This is a genomic window from Pseudomonas sp. MDV22-iso1 (genome assembly GCF_058145095.1).
Genome location: NZ_JBYVMF010000011.1, coordinates 80627 through 105560, shown reverse-complemented (window position 1 = coordinate 105560; position 24934 = coordinate 80627). Strand labels below are relative to the sequence as shown.

The window sequence follows — 24934 nt, the reverse complement described above, 5'->3', positions numbered from 1 at the left end:
GCCCGGCCTCAAATAAACGCCAACTCTGCTCGCGCCCCACGCACCGCAGCCATGTGCTGCTTGGTTTGGGGCAGCAGGTAGCTGAAGAAAAACCCGGCTGTTTCAAGTTTAACGGCACGCAGTGGATCGTCCTCAGGCAATTGCCGCGAGACCCTGGCCGCCCGCGCCCAGGCCAGCGCGAGCAGGGTCAGGCCGCAAAGCTGAAGGAAGCTCCCTGCAGCTCGATACGGGTACTCAATATCCTTGAGCGATCGTTCACGCACCTCGCGAACCAGCACGTGAAGCTCACCACACAGGTTCACCAATTGCTCAGCAAAGCCCGCGCACTGTGGCGTTTCGGCGCCCTGCCTGGACTCTTCGCGCAATTGCGCCAGCAACAGGCCAAATGTTTGGCCCTGATCGCCCAACACCTTGCGTAACAGCAGGTCGTTGGCCTGAATCTCGTTGCTGCCTTCGTAAATCATGGCGATGCGGCTGTCGCGCAGGGTTTGCTCGATGGCAAATTCGCAGACATAACCGTAACCACCAAACACCTGCAAGGCGTTGCTGGCCTGGCGAAAACCCTGTTCGGTAAAAAACGCCTTGATGATCGGTGTCAGCAGTTGCGCCAGTTGCCCGGCTTTTTGTCGAGCCAGTAGCTGTGGGTCATGTTCGGACTGGTCCAACAGGTGCGCGGCCCAATAGCCAATAGCGCGCATGCCTTCGCTGGTGGCGCGTAATTCGAGCAGGACGCGGCGCATAGCCGGATGGTAGTGGATCGGGTCGGCTGCCTGCGCCGCAACCCCGGCCGGTCTTGACGGTGCGCGCATCTGCAGCCGCTCACTGGCGTAGCTACGACAGTTCTGCCAGGCCGCTTCGCTGTGCCCCAGACCCTGTAGGCCTACATGAAGACGTGCTGAATTCATCATCACGAACATCGCCTTCAGACCGTGATTGACCTCGCCAATCAACCAGCCCTGGGCCGCTTCGAACACCATGGAACAAGTGGAGCTGCCCTTGATCCCCATCTTGTGCTCGATACCGTTGCAGGCCACGCCGTTGGCCTGACCCTGACTCAATAACTTCGGCACCAGAAACAGCGAAATCCCGTGGCTGCCAGCTGGCGCTCCCGGTACGCGAGCCAGCACCAGATGCAGGATGTTTTTGGTGAGGTCGTGCTCGCCGCCAGAGATAAACAGCTTGTTGCCGCTGAGCCGATAACTGCCGTCGTCCTGGGGGTCGGCGCGACAGCGTAGCAGGCCGACATCACTGCCAGCCTGGGGCTCAGTCAGGCACATGGTGGCCAGGCTTTCGCCACTGATTATTGCGGGAAGAAAGCGCTCCTGCAGCCACGCGTCTGCGTGGACCTTCAGACAAAGATAAGCGCCGTGGGCAATGCCGGTGTACATGGCCCAAGCGTGGTTACTGGCGTACAGCATCTCTTGCAGCGCCGCGTCGAGCACTTGCGGCAAGCCTTGTCCACCGAGCGCTTCGGCACAGGCCAGGGCCGGCCAGCCGCCTTCGACATAGGCCCGATAGGCCTCGGCAAAGCCATCCGGAGTGATGACCTGCCCCTCGGCCAAACGGCAACCCTGACGATCTCCAATGCTGTTTAACGGCGCCAGGATGTCACTACTGAAACGCCCGGCCTCCGTCAGCACCTGTACGGCCAGCGGTAAATCCAGCGCCTTGAATACCGAACTCCGACGCCACGCCCTGGGCGCCTGTAGCCAGTGCTCAAGAACAAATTGCATATCGCGCAAGGGCGCCTGATAGCTCCACATGTGAAACCTCATAGGGTAGAGAACAAGTGACATCCGTCGTTACGAGTGGGCTTCTAATGTCGCACGTGCCAGGACGGGTTCTCGATCAGCAGGGCCATACCCTGCCCGCCACCGACACAGGCCGCGGCAATCCCATAGCGCAAATTGTGCTCGCGCAGTTGCCGGGACAAGGTCAATACCAGGCGCAGACCACTGGCTGCCAACGGGTGACCGAGGGCCAGCGAGCCGCCCTGGACGTTGAGAAGGGAGCGGTCCAGCTCCAACTCCTGAGCCACGGCGAGGACCTGGGCTGCCTGGGCTTCGTTGATTTCAAAGCGGCCAATCTGATTCAGGCTCAGGCCGCTGCGCTGCGCCAACAGACGAATCGCCGGTGCAGGACCGATGCCCATGAACTCCGGCGCCACCCCCACCACAGCACTGGCCCGCAGCAAGGCTAACGGCGTATCGCGGCCAGCCGAAGCAGGTCCGACCAGCGCCGCTGCCGCACCATCGACTACCGCACAGCTGTTTCCGGCCGTTTGTACGCCTCCCTCGTGCACGGCGCGCAGCCGGGCCAAGGCGGCCAAATTTCCGTGTCGAGGGTGGCTGTCGTCACTCACCGAGTCGACACCACGTGGCAGGCGAATACCTCGAGATTGATAGCCTTTGAGTTCAAAGATTTGAGGAACTACATCAACAATCTCAGGCGCCAACCATCCTGCCCGCTGCGCCGCAAACGCTCGTTGATGGCTGGCACAGGCGTAGGCGTCCACGGCCTCGCGACTCAGCCCATAGCGCCGCGCCAGATTGTCGGCGGTGGCGATCATGTCCACCCCGGGAGCCGGGTCGTACAATGCTTCCCAGAGAAAGTCCTTGAACTGCACCCCGGCGCCAAGACGGAAACCGCCGCGATGGGTATAGGCCGCAATCGGATTGCGTGACATTGATTCGGTAGCCACGCACAGCGCCAGTTGCATGCCGCCATCCAGTTGCCTGGCAGCCTGGTGCAGCAGTTCGAATCCGGTGGCGCAGATACGCTGCACGCCCAGTGCCGGAACCGATTGCTCCACACCGCTATAGAGACCGATATGCCGTGGCAGCAGATAGGCATCGAAGCTGGCCTGGGCCATGGAACCCGCCAGCACGCTGTCTACCGCCAGCGGATCGACACCGCAACGCGCCAGTACTTCGCGCCCGACCTTGATGCCCAGGTCAATCGGCGAGACCTCGGCCAGCGCACCACCGAGGTCGACCCACGGCGTTCGCACCGCATCGAAAATCGCCGCGTCGGCATAGGCCGAATACTGCCCGCCACTGTTCATGACTTCGCGCCGGCGCGCAGGATCGTCGGATCGAGACCGCGATACAGGGCCTCGACCTGCTCCGCGCGCCACTGCAACACCGCTCGCTGATTGATCGAACCCTTGTCGGTGATTTCTCCGCGATCAATGGAGGCCGGCTCGTCGAGCAACGCAATCCATTCCAGGCGACTGGCATTGCCGCCGGCGTCGCGATTGAGCCGCTGCAACCAATCGGCGAACCACTCGCGTACCGGTGCGCTTGCCAACACCTGGGCGTCGCTGGCACGGGTCGTCAGCCCCGCCAGGACTCGGCATTCGTACATTCGCGGGAACACCAGCGCGCCGAGGCACTCACGGTCCGGCGCGGTCACCACCAGGTCCTGGACATAGGGTGAACCTTCCAGTACCGCACGATTGCGCAGCGGGCCGACACTGACGAACACCCCTGAAGACAGCTTGAAGTCCTCGGCGATGCGCCCATCGAACATCAACCCCAGTTGCGGGTCATGCGGGTTGGCTAACTTGAGCGCATCACCGGAACAGTAAAAGCCTTGTTCGTCGAACACCTCGGCCGTCTGCTGCGGCGACCGCCAGTAACCGGGCATGATGTGCGGCCCACGAAAGCGCCCTTCCAGCTTGCCGTCCTTCGGTACCAGACGGACCTCACAACCCGGCGCCGGCAAGCCGATATAACCGGCCATGGACAATGGCCCGGTTGTAAAAGTGCAGGATGGCGCGGCCTCGGTCATACCGAGCCCGGCCATCATCCGAATGCGTTCGCCACAGTGTTGTTCGGCTACCCGGTCCAGGCGATCCCAGACGCTTTGCGACAGCCCGGCAGCAGCGAAGAAGAACAGGCTGACGCGCTTGAAAAAACACGCCCGTAGCTCCGCGTCCTGTTCCAGGGCCGAGACCAGTTCTTCCCAGCCCTTGGGCACGGTCAGGTAGGCGGTGGGAGATATCTCCTTGAGGTTGCGCAGAGTCTGGGCAAACCCCTGCGCGGTAGGTTTACCGTCGTCCAGGTAAAAACTGCCGCCGTTGTAGAGCACGATGCCGAGGTTGTGGCTGCCGCCAAAAGTGTGGTTCCACGGCAGCCAGTCCACCAGCACCGGAGGCTCTTCGCCGAACACCGGAAAAGTCTGCAACAGCATCTGCTGATTGGCGCAAAGCATGCGTTGCGTGGTGATGACGGCCTTGGGCAGCTTGGTCGAGCCGGAAGTGAATAGAAACTTTGCAATGCTGTCCGGGCCGGTGGCGGCAAAAGCGGCTTCAGCCTCGGCGCCGCCCGGTTGTTCAAGCAAGCTGGAAAAGCTCGCCTGGCGGCGACCCGTGACCTGGCCACGGACGTTAATCAAAGGCGTATCGGCTGGTAACACAGCGTCGATGGCGCGCTGGTACGCTGGGGCGTCACTGACGAAAACAAGGCCTGGTTGCAGCAGGTCGCAAACGTGGCGCAGCTTGGAGAAATCCTGGGACAACAGCGAATAGGCCGGCGACACCGGGCAGTAGGGAATGCCCGCATACATGGCACCAAAGGCGACTTGCAAATGCTCGATGTCATTGCCCGAGAGTAGCACCAGGGGCTTATCGGCCGACAGACCATAGCGCAGCAGGCCTTGGGCGATAGCCCGGACACTGTCGAGCATTTGCGCGTAACTCACCCGACGCCATTCACCGTCATCCTGGCGGGCGGCGATAAAGGTTTGCTCGGGACGCACTTGAGCCCAATGCACCAGACGGTCGAGCAACCGCCTGGGCATCTCGGCCAACGGTTCCAGGGAGCGCATGTGCAGTACACCCTGCTGCTCCGTAACGTCGACCGGCGCGCTACCGATGGACACGTGGCGATAGCGCAGTGCGCTGGCTTCGGCATGTGATTGCAAATTGAATTCGGAACTCAAGTGCTTGTTCTCCGTCGAGGCACGCTAAAAACAAGCCACACACAGGTGACTCATCGTTAGCGTGGCAGCCGATGGCTGCAGCCTTGTTATTGTTATTTCGGCCTTGCACGCGAGTGATTCGCTTCCGGGGAAGTCGATGCCCGACGTGGCGACGCCTGTTCAGATCGGGTAGTGCCGCGGTCCATTCTGCAAGGTGACCCAACGCAACTGGGTGAAATGCTCAATGGATGCCTTGCCACCGAAACTCCCGTAACCGCTGGACTTGACCCCGCCGAAGGGCATTTGCGCTTCGTCGTGCACGGTCGGGCCGTTGATATGACAGATGCCCGACTCGACCCGTTGGGCCAAGGCAAGGGCTCGCCCGCAATCGCGGCTGAAAATCGCCGCCGACAAACCGAACTCGGAGTCGTTGGCCAAGTGCAGCAGTGCTTCGTCCCCCTCACCGCGCAGCACCACGGCCACCGGTCCGAACGACTCCTCGCGGTACAGACGCATGCTCGCGTCGACGCCGTCGAGCAGGGTCGGCTGCAAAATGCTGCCGTCCAGTTGCCCGCCGACCACCAGTCGCGCCCCCTTGGCCAAGGCATCGTCGATCAACCCCTTGATGCGCATACCGGCGCTTGCGTCTACCAGCGAACCTAACACTGAGCCCGCAGCCGCAGGATCGCCCGCGCGCAGGGTGGCAACCTTGGCCGCCAACTTGGCGACAAAAGCGTCGGCGACCTTGGCATCGACGATCAGGCGCTCGGTGGACATGCAGATCTGCCCCTGATTGAAATAGGCGCCAAAGGCGGCCGCCTCAACCGCAGCATCCAGATCGGCATCATCGAGTACCAGCAACGGTGCCTTGCCGCCCAGTTCCAGCAAAGCCGGTTTGAGGTGGCGCGCACAGAGCTCGCCGACAATGCGTCCGACATGTGTCGAGCCCGTGAAATTGACTCGTCGCACCGCCGGGTTGGCGATCAACCGCTCGACAATCGCCGCTGCATCCGCTGGTGCATTACTGATGACATTGACGACGCCATCGCCCAAGCCTGCGTCTTGTAATACCTGGCCGATCAAACGGTGCACCGCAGGGCTGAGTTCGGAGGCCTTGAGCACGACGGTGTTGCCGCAAGCCAATGGCATGGCGATTGCGCGTGTGGCAAGAATCACCGGGGCGTTCCATGGAGCGATGCCCAACACTACGCCGCAGGGTTGGCGCAGAGCCATGGCGAAACTGCCCGGCACATCCGAAGGAATGACTTCGCCATTGATCTGAGTGGTCATCGACGCCGCTTCACGCAGCATATTGGCCGCCAGCCGCACGTTGAACGCGTACCAGTTGGACATCGCGCCGGTCTCGCCTGCCGCCTCGATGAACTCGGCACTGCGCGCTTGCAATTGTTCGGCAGCCTTGAGCAAACGAGTCCGACGTTCATTGGGTGCCAGCGCAGCCCAAACGGGAAACGCCGTCTGCGCAGCGGCCACCGCGGCGTCGGCATCTTCCAGGGTGGCGGCCGCTACCCGCGACACCAACTCGCCGGTCACCGGGTTACGGCGCTCGAAGGTTCGACTGTCGCGAGCGGGGCACGACTGGCCGCCAATCAGCAGGGGCACGTCCAGCATGGTAATTCCTCTTTATAGACTTTAACGGGAATGCATAGGAACGATTTGAACGTAAGCACCTCAGCGTTTGTACGCTTGCAGGCCGGGCTTGATGCTCTTGTCGTCGAGGAATTGCTTCATGCCTTGTTCACGGCCGCCTTCGGTGTCAAGCAGGCGTGACTGATCGAGCTTGGCATACAGGTAATCCTCGTTCTGCTCCCAGGTCAGTTCACGGCAGCGTTTGAAACCATGCTTGGCCGCTCGCAGCACCACCGGGTTTTTCTCCAGCAGATTACGCGCCAGCTCCACGGTGACTTCGCGCAGTTGCGCCAGAGGTACGCTTTCATTGACCAGGCCCATCTGCGCGGCTTTCTGCCCACCAAATGTCTTGCCCGTCATGATGTAGTAAAGCGACTGGCGATGGCCCACGGTGTCGGCCATGGCCTTGCTTACCAGATTGCCCGGCGGGATACCCCAGTTGATTTCCGAAAGACCGAAGGTCGCTTCGTCAGCGCAAATCGCCAGGTCGCAGGCCACCAGGGGGCTGAAGCCGCCACCGAAACACCAGCCGTTGACCATGGCGATGGTCGGCTTGGCGTACATGCGCAACAGCTTCCATTGCCATTGCGAGGCTTCACGGCGGATTTTCTCCTGAAGAATCTCCGGGCCAGCGTCCACCTCGCGGAAGTACTCCTTGAGATCCATCCCGGCAGTCCAGGCTTCGCCCGCACCGGTCAGCACCAGTACACCGGCGTCCGGATCCTGTTCCAGCGTTTCCAGAACATCGATCATCTCGCGGTTCAGGGTCGGGCTCATGGCGTTGCGTTTTTCCGGACGGTTGAGGATGACCCACGCGATGCCTTCCTCGATTTCCACTTTGACCGTTGTCCAGCGACCTTCGTAGTTACTCATGACGATGCTCTCTTGTTCTGGGAGTGAAGATGACTGGAAATTAAATCACCAAATTAGTTATGTCAATTAACTATTAATTGAATTAACCATTTTTTGTCCTTCTGAAAGCCCTTGCTTTTTAGACGCCAAGCAACATTGGTCATAGCAATCACCGGTCAACGCCGGCAAAATAGATAGCCTTGTTAACTCCCAATACTCAGGACTCACCTGCAATGGCCAAGCCCTCCCCCCTCGCCGAATCGATCGAGGCACCGTCGACCAACGTCGAGATGCAGGCACCTCTCGATTCGGCGCTGAACGACCTGATCGGCTACGCCATGCGCCGCGCGCAACTCAAACTGTTCCAGAACCTGATTAGCCGCCTGTCGGCCCACGATCTGCGACCCGCTCAATTCTCGGCCCTGGCGATCATCAATCAGAACCCCGGCCTGATGCAGGCAGATCTGGCACGGGCACTGACCATCGAGCCGCCCCAAGTAGTGCCGCTGCTCAATAAACTGGAAAGCCGTGCGTTGGCAGTGCGTGTGCGTTGCAAGCCGGACAAACGCTCTTACGGGATTTTTCTTAGCAAGACCGGCGAGACCCTGCTCAAGGAACTGAATCAGATCGCCGCGCAAAGCGACCTGGACGCCACCGCAGCCCTGGACAATCAAGAACGCGAAGAGCTACTGCGTCTGCTCAAGAAGATTTATCAGGAGTGACCGCGCAGCGCCGACACGCCCCCCTCAAAAAAAGGAACGTGTCGGTGAGAGGCCTGGGTGACCCAAGGGTTACCAGATCGGCAAGGTGTAGATCACCAGAAACCGGGTCTGGTTTTCATCGCGAAATGCTGCACCGGTCGGGAAATCATTGCGGTAGATCGCCTTGCGCGCCACCAGTGCAACGTCTTTCAGCGGACCGCTCTGCACCACGTAGCCCAGCTCCATCTGAAACTCACGCTCCTTGCGGTCCTCGGCGTTGAAGGCTTGCAGCTCGATATTGTCAGCGCGCAGATAACGCAACCGGCCTCTCAGCCCGGGGACTCCGGACGCGGCAAAGTCATAGTCATAGATGGCCTGCCACGTGCGCTCCTTGGCATTGAGAAAGTCCGACGCCATGGTCAGCTCACTCATCCCCATCAACTCTGTTCCAGAGATGTACGGTGTCGCCGTGTCGCCACTGGAATGCATATAGCCGACACCAAAACGGTGCCCGCCATATCGGTAGCTGAACAGTCCGGAGACGTTGCGATTGTCCACTTCACCCGCTTTGGAACTGCCGTCCTCGCGACTGAAAAAACTGCGCAGGTCGCTGGTCAATACCCCCCCGCCCAGCGGCAGGTCATGCAATAACGCAAACGTGTCCTGCTGATACAAGTCGGCCACCTCGGCGTGGTAAACACGCAGGCTCAGCGCCTTGTTGACCTGATAATCGCCGCCCAGATAAGCCATGTGCGAGGTCGTGGCAGCAGCGTTGAACCTCCGATTGGGCGCAGCGATGGTCATCGCCTCATAGTTCGTGGAATTGCGCTTATCGATGCGATCGATGTACCCGGTGTTCAGCGTCAGGCCATCGATGTCCCTGGAGCTGAGAGTGGTACCGCGAAAGGTTTGGGGCAGCAGTCGCGAGGGACTGGCAAAAGCAAAGGGCAGGAAGATCGACACATCCCCGGACTTCACCGTGGTTTGAGCAAAACGCAGCTTGCCGGTCGGGGCCAGGCGCGAATAGTCATTCGCCGCTCGGTTGTCGCTGGCCGACACCGGCAACAACTCGGTGCCGCTACGATCCGGCGCGGAGTCGAGCTTGACCCCCAGCAGCCCCCGAACGTCCAGTCCGAAACCCAGCGGCCCTTCGGTAAATCCCGATTCCATGTTCATGATGAAACCCTGAGCCCACTCCTGGGCAGCGGTCTTGGTTCCATCGTCTTTGTATTGGCGATCCAGGTAGTAATTACGCAGGGTCAAGGTGCCATGGCTGTCTTCGATAAAGCCCGCGGCGCGCAGCTGGGTGGGCAGAACGCTTAAACCGAGCAGCGCCAGGAGCAACCTTCGGTTGATACCAGGCACACAGGTGGCTGACGTCGTCGCAACGGCGTCCAGAGGGAGTTTGGGCATGTCTGTTTTCCATTTTTATTATTGTCAGTGCTGCCAGGGAGCGCTGTGCAACCGGCTTCGCGAACAGAGAATGGAAACAGCCAATGACACCTGTCAATCGTAAATGACCGATAATCGAACATTAATATTATTATCTATTTTTATGATTAACTATTGATCAGCACCTAACTTATTGACCTAGATGGTGTTTTTACTATTTTTTCAATTTTTATTGGAACGCTTCATCTTTTAGTTATCTTTGTTATCTTAATAATCAGCAGCCAGCCCCAGTGCGATGTGGCGGCTCGACTCCACAAAAAAAATAACAATGAGGTTCACCCATGGACAGTCCATCGCGTCGTTCGACGCTGACAATCGCTTTGTGCTTTATCGTTGCGCTGATAGAGGGTTTCGATCTGCAGGCCGCCGGCACCACTGCCGCCGGGCTGCGCCAGAGTTTTGCCCTGGACCCGAAGATGATGGGCTGGGTGTTCAGCGCCGGGATCATCGGCCTGCTGCCCGGGGCATTTTTTGGCGGCTGGATCGCCGATCGCATCGGCCGCAAGAAAATCCTCGTCGGTGCAGTGCTGCTGTTCGGCTTGTTTTCCCTTTGCACTGCCTATGTCGGGAGCTACTCCAGCCTGTTGCTGGTGCGCTTCATGACCGGTTTGGGCCTGGGTGCCGCCCTGCCCAACCTTATAGCCTTGTGCGCCGAGGCCGTAAGCGAACGCAACCGCGGCACCGCTATCAGCGTCATGTATTGCGGCGTGCCCCTGGGCGGCGCGCTCGCTGCGGTAGTGGCGATGTTTTCCAGCGAACACTGGCAAACCACCTTCATCATCGGCGGCCTGGTGCCCTTGCTGGTGGTACCGCTGATGGCACTGCTGCTGCCCGAGTCCACCGCCTTCCGCCAGCAAAATTGCGCAACGGGCATCCCAAGGCCCTCCACCGCACAGGCGCTGTTCGGCGAAGGCCGCACACGCAACACGCTTGCCTTATGGATGAGCTATTTCTTCACCTTGACCGTGATGTACATGCTGCTCAACTGGCTCCCTTCATTACTGCTGGAACAGGGCTTCAGCAAACCACAGGCGGGCATGATCCAGATGCTGTTCAACATCGGTGGCGCCCTCGGCTCGCTGCTCGGCGGCCTGCTTCTGGACCGTTGCAACGGCCTGAAGGTCGTGCTGTTCGTGTATGTCGGGTTGCTGGCGGCGCTGGCCGGGGTCGGCCTGTCTATCGGCATCGTGCCAATGTCGATCGCAGGGTTTGCCGCCGGGCTTTTCGTCATGGCTGCGCAACTGGTGCTCTATGCCCTGGCACCGCCGTCCTACCCGACCGCAGTGCGTGCCACCGGCGTCGGCGCGGCCGTGGCCATTGGTCGCTTGGGTTCAGTGGCAGGCCCCTTGGCCGCCGGGCAACTCCTTGCCGTCGGTGCCGGCACTACTGGCGTGCTGTTGGCGACTTCACCCGGACTGGTGATCGCCGCCTTGTCGATCATCACCGTGATCGCCCGCTCCAGTTCTACCACTGAAGCTCCACTCAATACCGCCAGTTGAGCACCCCTTCGAAGTTTTCAACTTTCTAGCGAAATCAGGCGGTTTCACGACCGCCGTCCCCTCTTGAGCGTCAACGTGCACCGGATTTCACGCAGCGCCAATGGATCCTTTCTAAGTAACATCTACACATGATCGATAATCGAACACTTTGTGTTTAAGATAACTATCTGTTTTTAAACGTATTTATATATCTATAGGACAAAATACAACAACAACCTTTCCGCAATCACTTTTCAATGGATCCATAAATTGATTGACTGGCGCCGCACGGTGTCAGGTGTAGCGCCTGCCCGCTCATAAAAATAACAAGGGTGTCGTGATGAGTGATTTCTCTATCGGGTCCAGGCTTCGGCTTGCATCCAGCTTCGTGTGCCTTTCTCGCTTTACCTTTACCCACCCTCATGTCGAGGGGCAGCCATGAGTGTCGACCTGAAGAGCGTACTGGACGAGCAGCCAATGGCGCGTTTCCAATGGCTGGCCGTGGGAATCTGTATTGTCCTGAACATGATCGATGGCTTCGACGTGCTGGTGATGGCCTTCACGGCCTCATCGGTATCCGCGGAATGGGGCTTGAACGGTGCACAAATCGGCCTGCTGTTGAGTGCCGGACTGTTTGGCATGGCGGCAGGCTCTCTGTTCATTGCGCCATGGGCGGATCGCTTCGGTCGCCGGCCGCTGATCCTCTTTTGCTTGCTGCTTTCGGGGGTCGGCATGCTGTTGTCAGCCCTGAGCCAGACGCCAGTACACCTGGCGCTACTGCGTGGGCTGACCGGCCTGGGTATTGGCGGAATCCTGGCCAGCAGTAACGTGATTGCCAGTGAGTACGCCAATAAACGCTGGCGAGGGTTGGCGGTGAGCCTGCAATCCACCGGTTATGCCTTGGGCGCGACGCTTGGGGGCTTGTTGTCGGTGTGGCTGCTGACGCACTTTGGCTGGCGATCGGTATTCATCTTTGGTGGCGCCGCGACCTTGGCGGTGATTCCCCTGGTGTTGCTGTACTTACCTGAGTCGCTGGACTTTCTGATCGCCCGCCGCCCCGAGAATGCCTTGGTGCGCATCAATCGACTGGCCGCCCGCCTGGGCCAGCCCGTACTGCGCGAGTTGCCCGTCGCCACCCTGGCGCCGACTTCTGGCCGCGGCCGCCTGGCGCAGTTGCTCTCACCTGATTCACGGCGCACTACCCTGCTGATCTGGTTGTTGTTTTTCCTGGTGATGTTCGGCTTCTACTTCGTGATGAGCTGGACGCCGAAGCTGCTGGTCTCGGCAGGGCTATCGGCACAGCAAGGCATCAGCGGCGGCGTACTGCTGAGCGTCGGCGGAATCTTTGGTGCCGCACTGATTGGCGGCCTGGCCTCGCGCTGGCGGCTGACTCGCGTGCTGTCGCTGTTCATGCTGATTACCGCGGGGCTGCTGGTACTGTTCGTCGGCTCCGCGTCATCGGTATCGATGGCACTCGGTCTGGGTCTACTGATCGGGCTGTTCGCCAACGGTTGCGTGGCTGGCTTGTACGCCTTGTCGCCGATTGTCTATGACGCTTCGGTGCGCGCGACGGGGGTTGGTTGGGGCATCGGTATCGGACGCATCGGCGCGATTCTTTCGCCGACCGTCGCAGGACTGTTGCTAGACAGCGGCTGGCAACCCCTGCACCTGTATGGGGTGTTTGCCGTGGTTTTCGTCATCGCCGCCGCTGTGCTTCTGGCATTGCGGCCTGCCGCCCAGCCACAGCCTGGCGCCCAACTCAGCCGGGCCTGACACCTGTGCAATGAGGTAGCGGGGGCCGCCCCCGCTACTGACTACATCCTCCAGGAAAAAAAACAATAATGACTTACCTTTCTCTCCCTCCCCGGGCGCTGCTCGGCGGTGCAATCGCGCTTGCCCTGATTCCTTCGGCGCACGCTGAAAGCGGTGGTTTTTTTGAGGATTCCAAGACCAGCCTGATGCTGCGAAATTACTATTTCAATCGTGATTTCAACGATCCTGGCGCCAGCAAGAGCAAGATCGAAGAATGGGCCCAGGGCGCGATCCTCAAGTTCAGTTCCGGCTACACCCCGGGCATTGTCGGTTTTGGCATTGACGGTATAGCGATGCTGGGCGTCAAGCTCGACAGCGGCCCTCAACGCAGCGGTTCGGAGCTGCTACCGGTGCACGACGATGGTCACTCCGCCGACGACTACGGGCGCGCGGGACTGGCAGCAAAAATGCGTATTTCCGACACAGAACTGATGCTAGGCGAGCTCATGCCGGATATTCCCCTGCTGCGCTACGATGACGGACGCCTGCTGCCACAGACCTTTCAGGGCGCCATGCTGGTGTCCCGGGAGCTTCCCGGCCTGAACCTGCAAGCAGGTCAATACACCGCTGTGAGCCTGCGCAACTCTTCAGACATGCAAGACCTCTCGGCTTGGGCTGCACCCACCGTCATGTCGGACAGCTTCAACTATGCGGGCGCCGAATACCGCTTCAACGAACAACGGACCCTGATCGGCGCCTGGCACTCGCAGCTCGAAGACATCTATCAGCAAAGCTATCTGAACCTGCTGCATAAAGAGAAATTCGGTGACTGGACCCTCGGCGCGAACCTGGGCTATTTCATCGACAAGGATGACGGCAGCGCCCTGATCGGCAATGTGCAAAGCCATACCGCCTACGGATTGTTCTCCGCCAATCTGGGTGGCCACACGCTGTATCTGGGGCTGCAAAAGGTCAGCGGCGATACCGGCTGGATGTCCGTATATGGCAGCAGTGGGCGCACCCTTGGCAACGACATGTTCAACGGCAACTTCAGCAACGCCGACGAGCGTTCCTGGCAGGCGCGTTATGACTACAACTTCGTCGCCGTCGGCATTCCCGGCCTGCTGCTGATGACCCGCTATGGTCACGGCGACAACGCCACCACCAAGGCCGGCAGCAATGGCAAGGAATGGGAACGTGACACCGAGGTCAGCTACACCCTGCAAAGTGGCCCGCTGAAAAATCTCAGCATGCGGGTCAACAACGCTACCAACCGTCGTAGTTTCAACAGCGACTTCGATCAGACCCGCGTGATCGTCAGCTACCCGTTGTCACTCTGATCCTATCGCCCGGGGGCGCTTGTCGCCCCTGCATCTCCCCCCTCCTTGCGTTACTATGGCGAACCCCCTCTGGAAGTCGCCTGCATGAGCAAACCGGGTCAAATGGTGCTAGTCGCACTGCGAAAAATGATCGCCTCGGGCGAGCTGGCGGCCGGCGAACGGCTGATGGAGATTCCGACGGCGGAACGCTTCGGCGTCTCGCGCATGCCGGTGCGCATGGCCTTCCTTACCCTGGAACAGGAAGGCTTGCTGGTGCGCCATGGTGGACGGGGTTATCAGGTGCGCTCGGTGAGTGCCGAAGATATCGCCGGCGCCGTGGAAGTGCGCGGAGTTCTGGAAGGTCTGGCGGCTCGGCAGAGCGCTGAACGCGGATTGAGTGAGCAAGCACAGGCGGCGCTGCGCGAATGCCTGGTGCAAGGCGATACCTTGTTCGACAAGGGTTACGTGACTGAAGAAGACCTCGAGGTATTCCATGACCTCAACATGCGCTTTCACCATGTGATCGTCGAAAGCAGCGCCAACCCGGCGATTGCCGAAGCCTTGGCGCGCAACGACCATCGTCCCTTTGCTTCAGTGTCAGCGCTGGCGATCGACCGCCAGGATATGGCACGTGAATACCGGCGCTTCAACTTCGCGCACATGCAACACCACTCGGTCTTCGACGCACTGGTCAGCCGCCAGGGCGCACGCGCTGAGGCCATCATGCGTGAACACGCCAATGCCACACTGAGATACGCCGAGGTATTCGGTGCGATCAGCAACACCGATCGGATGAAGGTGATCGCGCGGGGCGAATGATTGACTGGTTCAGAGGTCCAGCACTAATAGCGCGGATTTGGCCCTTGAACAGCAGGGCGTGAACTGATCATTGGCCGCCTGCTCGTCTTCGGTGAGGAACAGGTCGCGGTGATCCGGCACCCCTTCCAGGACACGGGTCAGGCAGGTTCCGCAGACACCCTGCTCACAGGAAATGGCAATCTCGACACCGTGACTTTCCAGCACCTGGACCACCGTCTTGTCGGCCGGAATGTCGAACACCTGCCCACTGTTGGCCAGCTTGACTTGGAACGACCCATCGGCACTGGTATCCACCGGCGCCGCGGCGAAGTATTCACGGTGCAAGTGCTCGTCGCTCCAGCCCTGGGCCTTGGCGCTGTCGAGCACATGCTGCATGAACCCTGAAGGGCCGCAGACATACAGGTGCACGTCAGGCTGCGGATTGACCAGGACCTCGGCGGCATCCAGGCGCGAATCGGCCTCTTCATCGAAATGCAGGTGCACGCGATCGGCAAAGGAGGCCCCTTTGAGTCGCTCGACAAAAGCCGCCCGTTCACTGGAGCGAGCACAATAGTGCAGCTCGAAATCGGCACCATTGTGGGCCAGGTGCTCGGCCATGCACAGAATCGGGGTAATGCCGATACCGCCAGCAAACAACAGGCTGCGCCGCCCCTCGGCCACCAGCGGGAACAGGTTGCGCGGCTCACTGATGAACAGCCGATCTCCGCTGTTGATCAGCTCATGCAGACTCTGGGAACCGCCACGCGAGGCGACGTCTTTGAGCACGCCAATCAGGTAGCGATGGCGCTCTTGCGGGTGATTGCACAGCGAGTACTGGCGGATCAGTCCGCCGGGCAGGTGCACGTCGATATGGGCCCCGGCACTGAAGCCGGGCAATGCCCCACCTTGGGCACAGGTCAACTCGTAGCTGCAGATATCCAGCGCTTCGTTGTTGCGGGATGTCACGACGACTTCAATCATGGCGCACCTTCAAGACCGGCCACCGGAGTGGCCGCAAACAGGATCAATGGGAGTGGACTGGCCTGGCGCTTGAGCTAGTTGGCCGTGGCAATAAGCTCGACAGCTGGCGCGCGCTCACGGGCGATGAGGCGTTCCAGCACGCGCCGGGATTGCACACCACCGGCATCGATATTGAGCTTGAGCAGGTTGCGCTCGGGATTGGCCAGCAGGTTCTTCTGCTGCTGTTCGAGCATGTCCAGGTCTTCACTGAAAATCTTGCCCTGGCCCTCTCGGATGGTGGCCGTCAGTGCTTCGTCGTGGGGATTGAAATTGCGCGCCATGCCCCAGAAGTACCAGATCGACGTCTCGGTTTCCGGAGTAATAAAGTCGACCACGATGCTCGCGGCCTTGTACTGCGGCTCGGCGTTGTAACCGCCCTTGCCGGCGTGGGCCACGCCCACCTCGATCAACACGTGGCTGGGCGGACTGAAGCGGCAGATCTGCCAACGGTCTACCGGCACGTCGTCGGCCAGATTGTTGCCACGCAGGGCCATGCGCCAGAACGGCGGCGCCATGATGTTTTCCATGTGCCGCGCGGTGACCACCTCGTCACCCTGGACAGTGGTGACCGGCGCCACTTCATCGATCTCTTTCTGGCCAATACTCGAGGCGTGCACGTAGGTTTCGTGGGTGAGATCCATCAGGTTATCGATCATCAGTCGATAGTCGCAATTGATATGGAACAGCCCACCGCCGTAGGCCCACTCATCACTGACAGCCCATTCCAAATGATGGATCAGAGCAGGATCAGCCTTGTCCTGCTCCCCAGGCCAGACCCAAATGAAGCCGTAACGCTCTTCAACCGCGTAAGTCTTGTTGCACGGAAAGCCCCGTACGCGCTGACCTGGCATTTCGACGGTCTTGCCGTCACAGCCCATGACCAGGCCGTGGTAGCCACAAACCAGGTTGCCATTGTCGACATAACCAAGGGAAAGGGGCGCGCCGCGATGTGGGCAAAAATCCTCGACGGCGGCAACGCGCCCTTCAAGGCCTCGATAGAAAACGATTTTCTCACCGCATATTCGCCGCCCCAGTGGCTTTGAGGCGATCTCGTCGGGGGTGCAGGCAACATACCAGGTGTTTTTTGGATACATGCAGATCTCCAGCACAGGCTTGTTATTATGGATCCATTAAATTGCATAATCCTCACTGAAGTCAACATAAACGCATCAGGAAAACTTTAATGGATCCATAAATAATAATAGGCCGTGACACATCCCCCTTGCAGGACTGGCAATGACGAGGCTGCAATTCGAGATCGCAGGAAACACGGAGCACTGGTTGACGCATTCGACGCTGTAAGCGTGAAGCAGGATTGGAGGAAGTGCAGGCACGACTGGTGAGCGCGCAAGAGACACTGAGAATGCGAACCGAATGACGAGATCCATTCGGACGCTAATTTTATGGATGGGGTTGCCGCATTTCCTGGGATTCTCAATGCGCACAACAAAGGTGTACCGACAGATCAGTTGACTATTGGGGAGCCCTTCATCGCAGGCAACCACTGATGTGCTCAGGAGCGTCCTGAATGGCGGCTTGGGGTCGTTTTCTGCCTCTCACGACGGGCAGAAAACCGCCAAAAGCGGTCCTTCACGACGGCCATTTAAGACGTGAGGACGCCCCATCAATGCCAGAGCTCACGATTGTTCCAGCAAGGCAAACTACTTATTGATAGTGCACCCAAAAATGTTTTGGTCACTTCAACATCACAAGTACCCGCAAATATCATCTTACGCCTGCGCTTACATCCGGTGATGTTCCAGCAAGAAGTCCACGAACAATCGCACCCGCGCCGGCATTGCCGAGCCACCTGCGAACACCGCATGAATCGGTTCCTGGTCGCCAGGGTTCCAGGCTTCCAGCAGCGGTATCAGATCACCGCGCTGCAGATCTTCGCTCACGCTGAACTCGCCGATACGCGCAATGCCGGCGCCTACTCGCGCGAGTTGTGCCAGCGCTTCACCACTGCTGCATTCGATGTTGCCGCTGACCTTCAGGGAAAACTCTTTTCCTTCGCGGATGAACGGCCAGTTGGGTTCGGCACGCCGGAAGTTGAAGCGCAGGCAGTTGTGCCGAAGCAGGTCTTCTGGTTCCTCGGGGATGCCGTGGCGCTGCAGATACTCGGGCGATGCCACCACTACCTGGCCGGTGTCGCCGATCCTGCGCGCGGTCAGCGGGCTGTCGGGCAGATGGCCAAAGCGCACCGCGACGTCGGCCTGACCGCCGAGAATGTCGACGACTTCGTCGCCAAGGGTGAGGTCGACGACGATGTTCGGGTAACGGGCGCTGAATGCTGCCACCAAGGGAACGATTGCCAGCCGCCCATGGCCAAGGGCGGCGCTGACTCGCAATCGCCCCCTGGGTACGCCCTGGTCGGCGATGGCTTCTTCGACCTCGGCCATGTCGGCCAGGATACGTCGGGCGCCGCGCAGGAAAGCCTCGCCCTCGGCGGTGAAGGTGATCGCTCGGGTGGTGCGCAACAGCAGGCGGGTGCCAAGACGTTGTTCGGTACGCGCGATGATCCGGCTGACCGCCGAGGGCGTCAGCCCCAAGGCACGCGCCGCGGCCGATAGGCTGCCTTCCTGCGCCACGGTGGCGAACACGTCCATTTCTCCTGACCTGCCATTGAAGTCCACTTGTGCTCCTTACGCAAAGGTGATTGCCAGAAATGACGTCTAGTGCCTTAAAAGCCTGGATCGTAGCATTGGCGGCATAGATAAGGAGCCTTCCATGCGTATCAATCCACCCCTTGTTGCACTCGCCATTGGTGCCTTTGGCATCGGCGTTACCGAGTTCGCCCCCATGGGCATGTTGCCGGGCATCGCTGCGGATCTCGGCGTTTCCATTCCCGCCGCCGGTCTGTTGGTCAGTGCTTACGCTCTGGGCGTATTGCTCGGCGCACCGCTGATGACCCTGACCACCGGCAGGATTCCCCGGCGCTATCTGCTGATCGGACTCATGGCGATTTTCACCCTGGGCAATCTGATGTCGGCCCTGGCTACCGATTACTACAGCCTCATGGTCGCCAGGGTGGTGACCTCACTGAACCACGGTGCGTTCTTTGGCGTTGGTTCCATCGTCGCCGCCAGCGTGGTCGCCCCGGAGAAACGTGCCGGGGCGGTTGCGGCGATGTTCATGGGCCTGACCCTGGCGACCATCGGCGGTGTGCCGATGGCCGCCTGGTTTGGCGAACTGTTCGGCTGGCGCACCGCTTTCTGGGGAATTACCGGCCTCGGCGTGATGACCATGGCCGCGTTATGGTTCGCCCTGCCCAACCTGAAGGCGCCGCAAAGCGTCGGTGTAATGGCCGAAATTCGGGTACTGGGCCGTGGCCCGGTGCTGGGGGCGCTGGCCCTCACCGTAGTCGGCTCGAGTGCAATGTTTACCGTCTTCACCTACATCGCACCGATCCTCAGCAGCGAGACTCATGCGTCCACCGCCTACATCACCGCCATGCTGGTGCTGTTCGGCGTGGGATTGACGCTGGGCAACACGTGGGGCGGCAAGGCCGCTGACCGCTCGATAGATCGCACCCTGATCATTTCGCTGAGCGTGCTGATTCTCGTCTCGCTGGCGTTCACCGTACTGATGCGTTGGCCGCTGCCGACCGCCGTTGCCATCCTGATATGGGGTATCGCCAGCTTCGCCCTGGTGCCGCCGCTGCAGATGCGCGTCATGGAGGCTGCCAAGGACGCGCCCAATCTGGCCTCGGCGATGAACATCGGCGCCTTCAATTTCGGCAACGCGATCGGTGCGGCGCTCGGGGGAGCGGTGATCAATGCCGGGCTGGGTTATCCGGCGATTTCCCTGGCCGGAGCGGCAATGGCGGGTCTGGGGCTGCTGATGGTATTGGCGTTTGCCTGGCGTTCCAGATCGATTGCAGCTGCGGTGGCGTGACGATGATGTGAGGGGGCTGTAGTCACCCTTGATGAATGACGAGTAGCGGCCAAAAAGAGACAGTGGGCATTACCCACGCCAAGGCGCTAGCGTCAGCCCCTTCAATTCGAGGGCTACACCATGGATGCTATCGCCGACTACTCGAATGAACACCATCGCCGTTGCGTCGTGGAACTTGAGATGCCGTGAAAGCAGGTTTGTTGAGCGTCCGCTTCGGTCGATACGGCCCTTGGGGACAGGCGGCTATCGGCCAAAAGCGGTCAGTCGATATAGTCTCCCTCGGTGGCTATCTCGCCCTGCTCGAACTCGCCAGGCATACAACCCCAAGGGTGGAAAGCGCATGTCTTGCTGCAATGAAGGTGACGGTCACATTGAGTGTCACCTTCATTCGTTAGCGAGGCTGGTGGCCTCTGCTCCTATTTAGAGGGCCTTTTTTTCGGCGTTGAAGCCGTCGAAGTTTTCGAACACGCCCATGAAGCCCGGAATGCTCGCTTCACGCGCCCAGTCGCGCTGCAATTCGCAGTACATCTGTACGCGACTGATCAGTTTCGCCCCCGCCCGCTCCATGCGGCGCAATGCTGCGTCGTGCGCGGCAAGGGAGGTTCCACCGACCGCATCGACCGGAATATAGACCTCATAACCTTCTTGGATCGCGTCGAGTACCGGGAAGGCCAGACAGGCTTCGGTCCACAGCGCGGTCATGATCAGTTTGCGGCGCCCGCAGGCTTTAACCGCCTGCTTGAATTCGCTGTCTTCCCAGCTATTGATCGAGGTGCGGTCGTAGGTAGGCAAGTGGCCGAGCACGTCTTGCAGTTGCTGAATGGGCGGCTTGTTGCGACCGGTGCCGACGTTGACGGTCGAGTGAATGATGGGGAGATTGAAGTTAACCGCCGCCTTGGCGACGCTTGTGATGTTGAACACCAGTTCCTCGCGCGGCATCGAGCGGATCGAGGACACCTGGACCGGCTGGTAGTCGATGATGATAAAAGCCGAGTTATCCGGCGTCAGGAGTTGGTCGGTGTGGGGGTTGCGGATCGTTTCGCTCGTCATAGCTAGTCCTCGTTATGGATGTGATCCACGCGTGCAGTTGGGCTGGATATCTCACGCGCTGAGGCGACGATCACGAACCTGACACTGCTGCGAGTAAGGGGCGAGCCGTTAACAAGCCATGCGTCAGCGGCGTCGTTGCCTGTGAGCGGCATTTTGCTGTTCCCTTAAGCGCACCGGTAGTAGCATTGCTCGACTAGCTGTGCAGCGAGAAGGGGAACGCCGAATTGGATATCGAAGAGCTACGGACATTTGTCGAGGTTGCCGATGCCGGAGGCGTTTCGCCTGCTGCGCTTCGGCTTGGAGTATCCAAGTCGATCGTCAGTCGCAGGCTGGCGCGTCTGGAAACGGAGCTTAGCGTGCAGTTGCTGACACGGTCCACCCGTGGCGCGGCGCTGACAGAAGCCGGTGCTACGTTCCGCGAACATGCCGCCAAGGTGTGTGCCGAGATTGAATTAGCACGGGAAGCAATTCTGCCCGCGGGCCCCCTGCGTGGTCGTATGCGCGTTGCCGCACCGCTGTCTTTCGGACCGACGCATATCGCCCCGGTGGTGGCAGAGATGGCGCGCAGACACCCACAACTGAATATCCAGACCTGCTACACCGATCGCTTTGTAGATCTCATTGCCGAGGGATACGACTGTGGCATACGGGTTGGTTACCTTCCTGACTCCAACCTTATCGGCAGACGTGTGGGCCCGATCGGAGTCCAGCTGGTCGCGAGCCCAGGCTATATCAAGGTCTATGGCTCACCGCAACGGCCGGACGAACTGGCCTCCCATCAAGCCTTGATGCAGAGCACTGAGGCCTGGCAGTTTATGGATGGTGGCAAGGTTATTTCGGTTCGCCCTCAGGGGCGATTCAAGGCCGACAACGGCGTCGCGCTTGTCGCCGCCGCCATAGCAGGGCTGGGGGTCGCTTACCTGCCCGATAGCCTCACCCATGACAGCCTCGCCTCCGAGGCACTGGTGCCAATCATGACGAGTTATCCACCGCCTCCCGCGGGAGCGTATTTGGTCCGTCCTCCAGGTCAGCATCCCGCGCGGAAGATCCGTGTCCTCACCGAACTCCTGATCGAGTACTTCGGAAAGTCTCCACACTTTGCAGGGGCCGCCTCTACCTTTCCCCCCGAGTCTGCCTCATGACTGTTTCTGGCCGTTTTTGACTATCACCGCCGGCAGCTATGGGTCGATTTCTGCCCTTCACGACAGGCAGAAATCGGCCAGTAGCGGTCATCCCGGTTCTCCTGCTCAAAAAATTGAGCAGGCGTAGCTTTAGGTCAGTCTTCAGTCGCACAATCCAATCCGGATTACTCGGCGGGCTCAGCCAACGCATAGCGGTTTTCCAGCCAACGCCCCAAATCACCTGCTTCCAAAGGCCTGGAAATCAGAAATCCTTGAGCGATCCGATATCCCTGGCTTTGCAGAATGCGCTGCTGCGCCAATGTCTCGATCCCCTCGGCCACTACTCTTAATTGCAAACTTTCGCCGATGCGAATGACGGCCTCGCTCAGTGCCTGAGTAGTTGTGTTGTTTTCCAGATCATGCACAAAGCTGCGATCGAGCTTGAGTTCCTGGATCGGCATACGCCGCAAATAACTCAGGCTGGAATAACCCGTGCCGAAATCATCCATCGCCAGGCTGATACCCAGCGCATGCACCTCTTCAATCGTGGTCAGGGTGTCGGGATTGGTGTCCATCAGCACACTTTCGGTAATCTCCAGCGTCAGGTCCTTTGCCTGCAAACCATGTTGCTCAAGTGTCCTGGCGACGATGCTTGAAAGATTGCGATTATGAAAATTGGTCGGCGACATGTTCACCGATACGGTCGGAATCCGTAGCCCTTGCTTGCGCCAGGCAGCCAATTGGCGGCAAGCCTCACGCAATGCCCATAAGCTGAATTCACCGATCAAGCCGCATTCTTCCGCCAACGGAATAAAACACGCAGGCGAAACTTCCCCTAATTGGGGATGAGTCCATCGCGCAAGGGCCTCAATGCCATAAAGCTCGGACCCGTCAAGGTCGATCTGCGGCTGATAAACCAAATGCAGGGCTTCGCCATCAATCGCTTCACGTAAAGCCACTTCCAGACGCAAACGCCCTTGCGCCAGTTGATCCAGTCCATCACTGAAAAAGCACACACGCCCGCGGCCGCTGGTCTTGGCTTGATACATCGCCATATCGGCACGATGCAGTAACACCTCCATCGTACGACCGTCATCCGGAAACATACTGACGCCGATACTCATCGATGGATTGAGTGTCACTCCCGAGATCTGGCAAGGCGCGGTCAGCTGTGCTCTCAATTTTTCGATTACATGGGTGGCATGTGCCATCGTGCACTGAGGCAGCACCAGGACGAATTCATCGCCGGATAGGCGGCTGACAATATCGTTTTCCCGGCGACGCTCGGACAATCGATGAGCGATGACGCGCAAGAACTCATCACCGGCGGGATGGCCCAGGGAATCGTTGACCTGCTTGAATCGATCCAGATCGATGAATACCACGGCCAGACTCGATTTATGCCGAGAGGCTTGAGCGATAGCCTGTTCCGCCCGGGCATGCAACAAGTTGCGGTTGGCCAGTCCGGTCAGGTCGTCATAAAACGCCAGTTGGCGAATGTGCAGACGCGACTCTTCACGCTCCAGCGCCAAGGCGCACAAATGAATGCACGCCTTGACCAGCAGATGGTGAAGCGGTCCAGGCTCACGAGCGTCGCGGTAATAGAACGCGAACGTCCCCAATACGCGCCCATCGCTGGATTTTATCGGCGTCGACCAACATGCCTTCAGCCCGAGCGACAGCGCCAGGTCACGGAATCCGACCCAGAACGGGTGGGAGGCGATGTCGCTGACCATAACCGGTTCGCCACTGAACGCCGCCGCGCCGCAAGATCCGCATTCCGGCCCGATTGCCGTTCCATCCAGCGCCCGGGAATACGCGATTGGAAGACCGGGCGCGGCTAACGTATGCAATAACCCTTGCCTATCGACCTGCAATATTGTCGCGATCACTTCTGGCGCAATTCGCTGCACCTCCACACACGCCAAATTCATCAAGGTGTCCAGCGACTCTTCGCGAACCATCGCTTCGAGCATCTTGTGGCGCAACACTTCATGCATGCGCGTTTGGGTCACATCGATCATCACACTCACGGTGTTGGTCAGGTGGCCCTGAGCATCGTGAACCGGGTACGTTGTGATGTTGCACCACACCCGCTGGCCGTCGCGGTCATAGCCGAATTCCTGACCGTGATAGGCATTACCCTTTGTGAGCAGGCGGCGGATTGCGGCTACACGCGATTGCGTGAAGTACGGCGCCAGCACTTCGATGGGCGTTTTGCTGATGACGTCCTGGACACTGTAACCGAACATTTGCGTGAAGCCGTCGTTGACGTAAATGATCGCCCATGACGCGTCAGTGATGATAATTGCGTTCTCGGTGGTATCAACCACCAAGGACAACAAGTACAACCGATGTTGCTCTTCATGCTGCAGGGTAATGTCTTTGATAAACGCGGCGTAGAGGATCTGCCCTTGCGCCTCGATTTTGGAGATGGACATCGACCCCCATCGCCGGCTGCCATCCTTGCATTCGATCGACACATCTCGACTGGTACCGACAATTTTGTTGATTCCGGTGCGGCGGTTCGCTTCGATGTAGCTGTCATGCAGAGGTCGAATCAGTTTCGGGACCAGTTGTTCAACATTGCGGCCCATGACCTCGGCACTGTCGTATCCCCAGAGCTTTTGCGAAGCTGCATTAAACAGAATGATCCGGTTTTGGCTATCGATGACCACGACACTGTCAACGCTTTGCTCCAGGGTCTGGATGAAGACTTGCGAGAGATCGTTACGGTTCAACATAGCGGTGATCTACCGATTGCGAGGAAATGAGGGACTGGGTTCCTTCCCAAACATCAAACGCTGGGCGACAGGAACTCAGCCGCCTTTCGGATGCGGTCAATTCAAACGAATGAGGAGTTACTAGCGGGCTTGAAGGTGAGATTGGAACGGCACGACGAAAGGGCTGAGGCGTGCAGAAGG

Annotated in this window: 18 protein-coding genes; 7 read left to right on the top strand and 11 right to left on the bottom strand. The window is 59.4% G+C overall.

The genetic code is table 11. The features are described 5' to 3' along the window. Positions 1-8: 8 nt before the first annotated feature. From AC3ZVB_RS14655 to AC3ZVB_RS14635, 5 genes are all read right to left on the bottom strand, one after another. Entirely contained in the window at positions 9-1763 is a 1755-nt protein-coding gene (locus AC3ZVB_RS14655) for an acyl-CoA dehydrogenase family protein (protein WP_490146920.1), read from the bottom strand. A 53-nt stretch (positions 1764-1816) separates the two neighbouring features. Then, a complete protein-coding gene (locus tag AC3ZVB_RS14650; RefSeq protein WP_490146919.1) occupies positions 1817-3064 on the bottom strand; it encodes a thiolase family protein in 1248 nt (415 codons plus the stop codon). Further along, a complete protein-coding gene (locus tag AC3ZVB_RS14645) occupies positions 3061-4944 on the bottom strand; it encodes a feruloyl-CoA synthase (protein WP_490146918.1) in 1884 nt (627 codons plus the stop codon). The genes AC3ZVB_RS14650 and AC3ZVB_RS14645 overlap by 4 nt, the downstream gene beginning before the upstream one ends. A 159-nt stretch (positions 4945-5103) precedes the next feature. Further along, positions 5104-6552: an aldehyde dehydrogenase gene (locus AC3ZVB_RS14640; RefSeq protein WP_490146917.1), complete on the bottom strand. Its 1449-nt coding sequence runs from the start codon at positions 6550-6552 to the stop codon at positions 5104-5106. A 60-nt stretch (positions 6553-6612) separates the two neighbouring features. Continuing rightward, positions 6613-7443 (bottom strand): p-hydroxycinnamoyl CoA hydratase/lyase, encoded by an 831-nt coding sequence (locus tag AC3ZVB_RS14635; protein ID WP_162438944.1) that lies wholly within the window; start codon positions 7441-7443, stop codon positions 6613-6615. Positions 7444-7655: 212 nt separating this feature from the next. On the opposite strand from AC3ZVB_RS14635, the gene AC3ZVB_RS14630 reads away from it, so the two are divergent. After that, positions 7656-8144: a MarR family winged helix-turn-helix transcriptional regulator gene (locus AC3ZVB_RS14630; RefSeq protein ID WP_490146916.1), complete on the top strand. Its 489-nt coding sequence runs from the start codon at positions 7656-7658 to the stop codon at positions 8142-8144. A gap of 69 nt (positions 8145-8213) precedes the next feature. Here AC3ZVB_RS14630 and AC3ZVB_RS14625 read toward each other — a convergent pair whose 3' ends face one another. Further along, positions 8214-9536 (bottom strand): OprD family porin, encoded by a 1323-nt coding sequence (locus tag AC3ZVB_RS14625; protein ID WP_490146915.1) that lies wholly within the window; start codon positions 9534-9536, stop codon positions 8214-8216. A gap of 320 nt (positions 9537-9856) precedes the next feature. Between AC3ZVB_RS14625 and mhpT the strand changes: the two genes are divergently transcribed. From mhpT to AC3ZVB_RS14605, 4 genes are all read left to right on the top strand, one after another. Next, positions 9857-11074: a 3-(3-hydroxy-phenyl)propionate transporter MhpT gene (gene mhpT / locus AC3ZVB_RS14620; protein WP_490146914.1), complete on the top strand. Its 1218-nt coding sequence runs from the start codon at positions 9857-9859 to the stop codon at positions 11072-11074. Between the two features lie 417 nt (positions 11075-11491). Then, the gene (locus tag AC3ZVB_RS14615) at positions 11492-12826 is read left to right on the top strand and encodes an MFS transporter (RefSeq protein ID WP_490146913.1); all 1335 of its coding nucleotides are present in this window, start codon (positions 11492-11494) and stop codon (positions 12824-12826) included. Between the two features lie 68 nt (positions 12827-12894). Next, complete coding sequence (locus tag AC3ZVB_RS14610; protein WP_490146912.1) at positions 12895-14145, top strand: OprD family porin; 1251 nt, start codon at positions 12895-12897, stop codon at positions 14143-14145. Positions 14146-14229: 84 nt separating this feature from the next. Next, positions 14230-14943: a GntR family transcriptional regulator gene (locus tag AC3ZVB_RS14605; RefSeq protein WP_162441132.1), complete on the top strand. Its 714-nt coding sequence runs from the start codon at positions 14230-14232 to the stop codon at positions 14941-14943. A 9-nt stretch (positions 14944-14952) separates the two neighbouring features. On the opposite strand, the gene AC3ZVB_RS14600 is transcribed toward AC3ZVB_RS14605, so the two are convergent. The 3 genes from AC3ZVB_RS14600 to AC3ZVB_RS14590 form a co-directional block, all read right to left on the bottom strand. After that, positions 14953-15903, bottom strand: a complete 951-nt coding sequence (locus AC3ZVB_RS14600; RefSeq protein WP_490146911.1) for a PDR/VanB family oxidoreductase — start codon at positions 15901-15903, stop codon at positions 14953-14955. A 74-nt stretch (positions 15904-15977) separates the two neighbouring features. Then, complete coding sequence (locus tag AC3ZVB_RS14595) at positions 15978-17036, bottom strand: Rieske 2Fe-2S domain-containing protein (protein WP_490146910.1); 1059 nt, start codon at positions 17034-17036, stop codon at positions 15978-15980. 648 nt (positions 17037-17684) lie between these two features. Next, positions 17685-18578 carry a LysR family transcriptional regulator gene (locus tag AC3ZVB_RS14590; protein WP_490146909.1) on the bottom strand — a complete coding sequence of 298 codons (894 nt, stop codon included), beginning with the start codon at positions 18576-18578 and terminating at the stop codon, positions 17685-17687. A gap of 94 nt (positions 18579-18672) precedes the next feature. Here AC3ZVB_RS14590 and AC3ZVB_RS14585 point away from each other — a divergent pair, with 94 nt between their 5' ends. Continuing rightward, positions 18673-19839: an MFS transporter gene (locus AC3ZVB_RS14585; protein WP_490146908.1), complete on the top strand. Its 1167-nt coding sequence runs from the start codon at positions 18673-18675 to the stop codon at positions 19837-19839. 420 nt (positions 19840-20259) lie between these two features. On the opposite strand, the gene AC3ZVB_RS14580 is transcribed toward AC3ZVB_RS14585, so the two are convergent. Continuing rightward, positions 20260-20889: a hydrolase gene (locus tag AC3ZVB_RS14580; RefSeq protein ID WP_194692264.1), complete on the bottom strand. Its 630-nt coding sequence runs from the start codon at positions 20887-20889 to the stop codon at positions 20260-20262. A gap of 224 nt (positions 20890-21113) precedes the next feature. On the opposite strand from AC3ZVB_RS14580, the gene AC3ZVB_RS14575 reads away from it, so the two are divergent. Continuing rightward, positions 21114-22031, top strand: coding sequence for a LysR family transcriptional regulator (locus AC3ZVB_RS14575; RefSeq protein WP_490146907.1), 918 nt, complete (start codon positions 21114-21116; stop codon positions 22029-22031). A 164-nt stretch (positions 22032-22195) separates the two neighbouring features. Here AC3ZVB_RS14575 and AC3ZVB_RS14570 read toward each other — a convergent pair whose 3' ends face one another. Next, complete coding sequence (locus tag AC3ZVB_RS14570) at positions 22196-24754, bottom strand: EAL domain-containing protein (RefSeq protein WP_490146906.1); 2559 nt, start codon at positions 24752-24754, stop codon at positions 22196-22198. Positions 24755-24934: the final 180 nt, after the last annotated feature.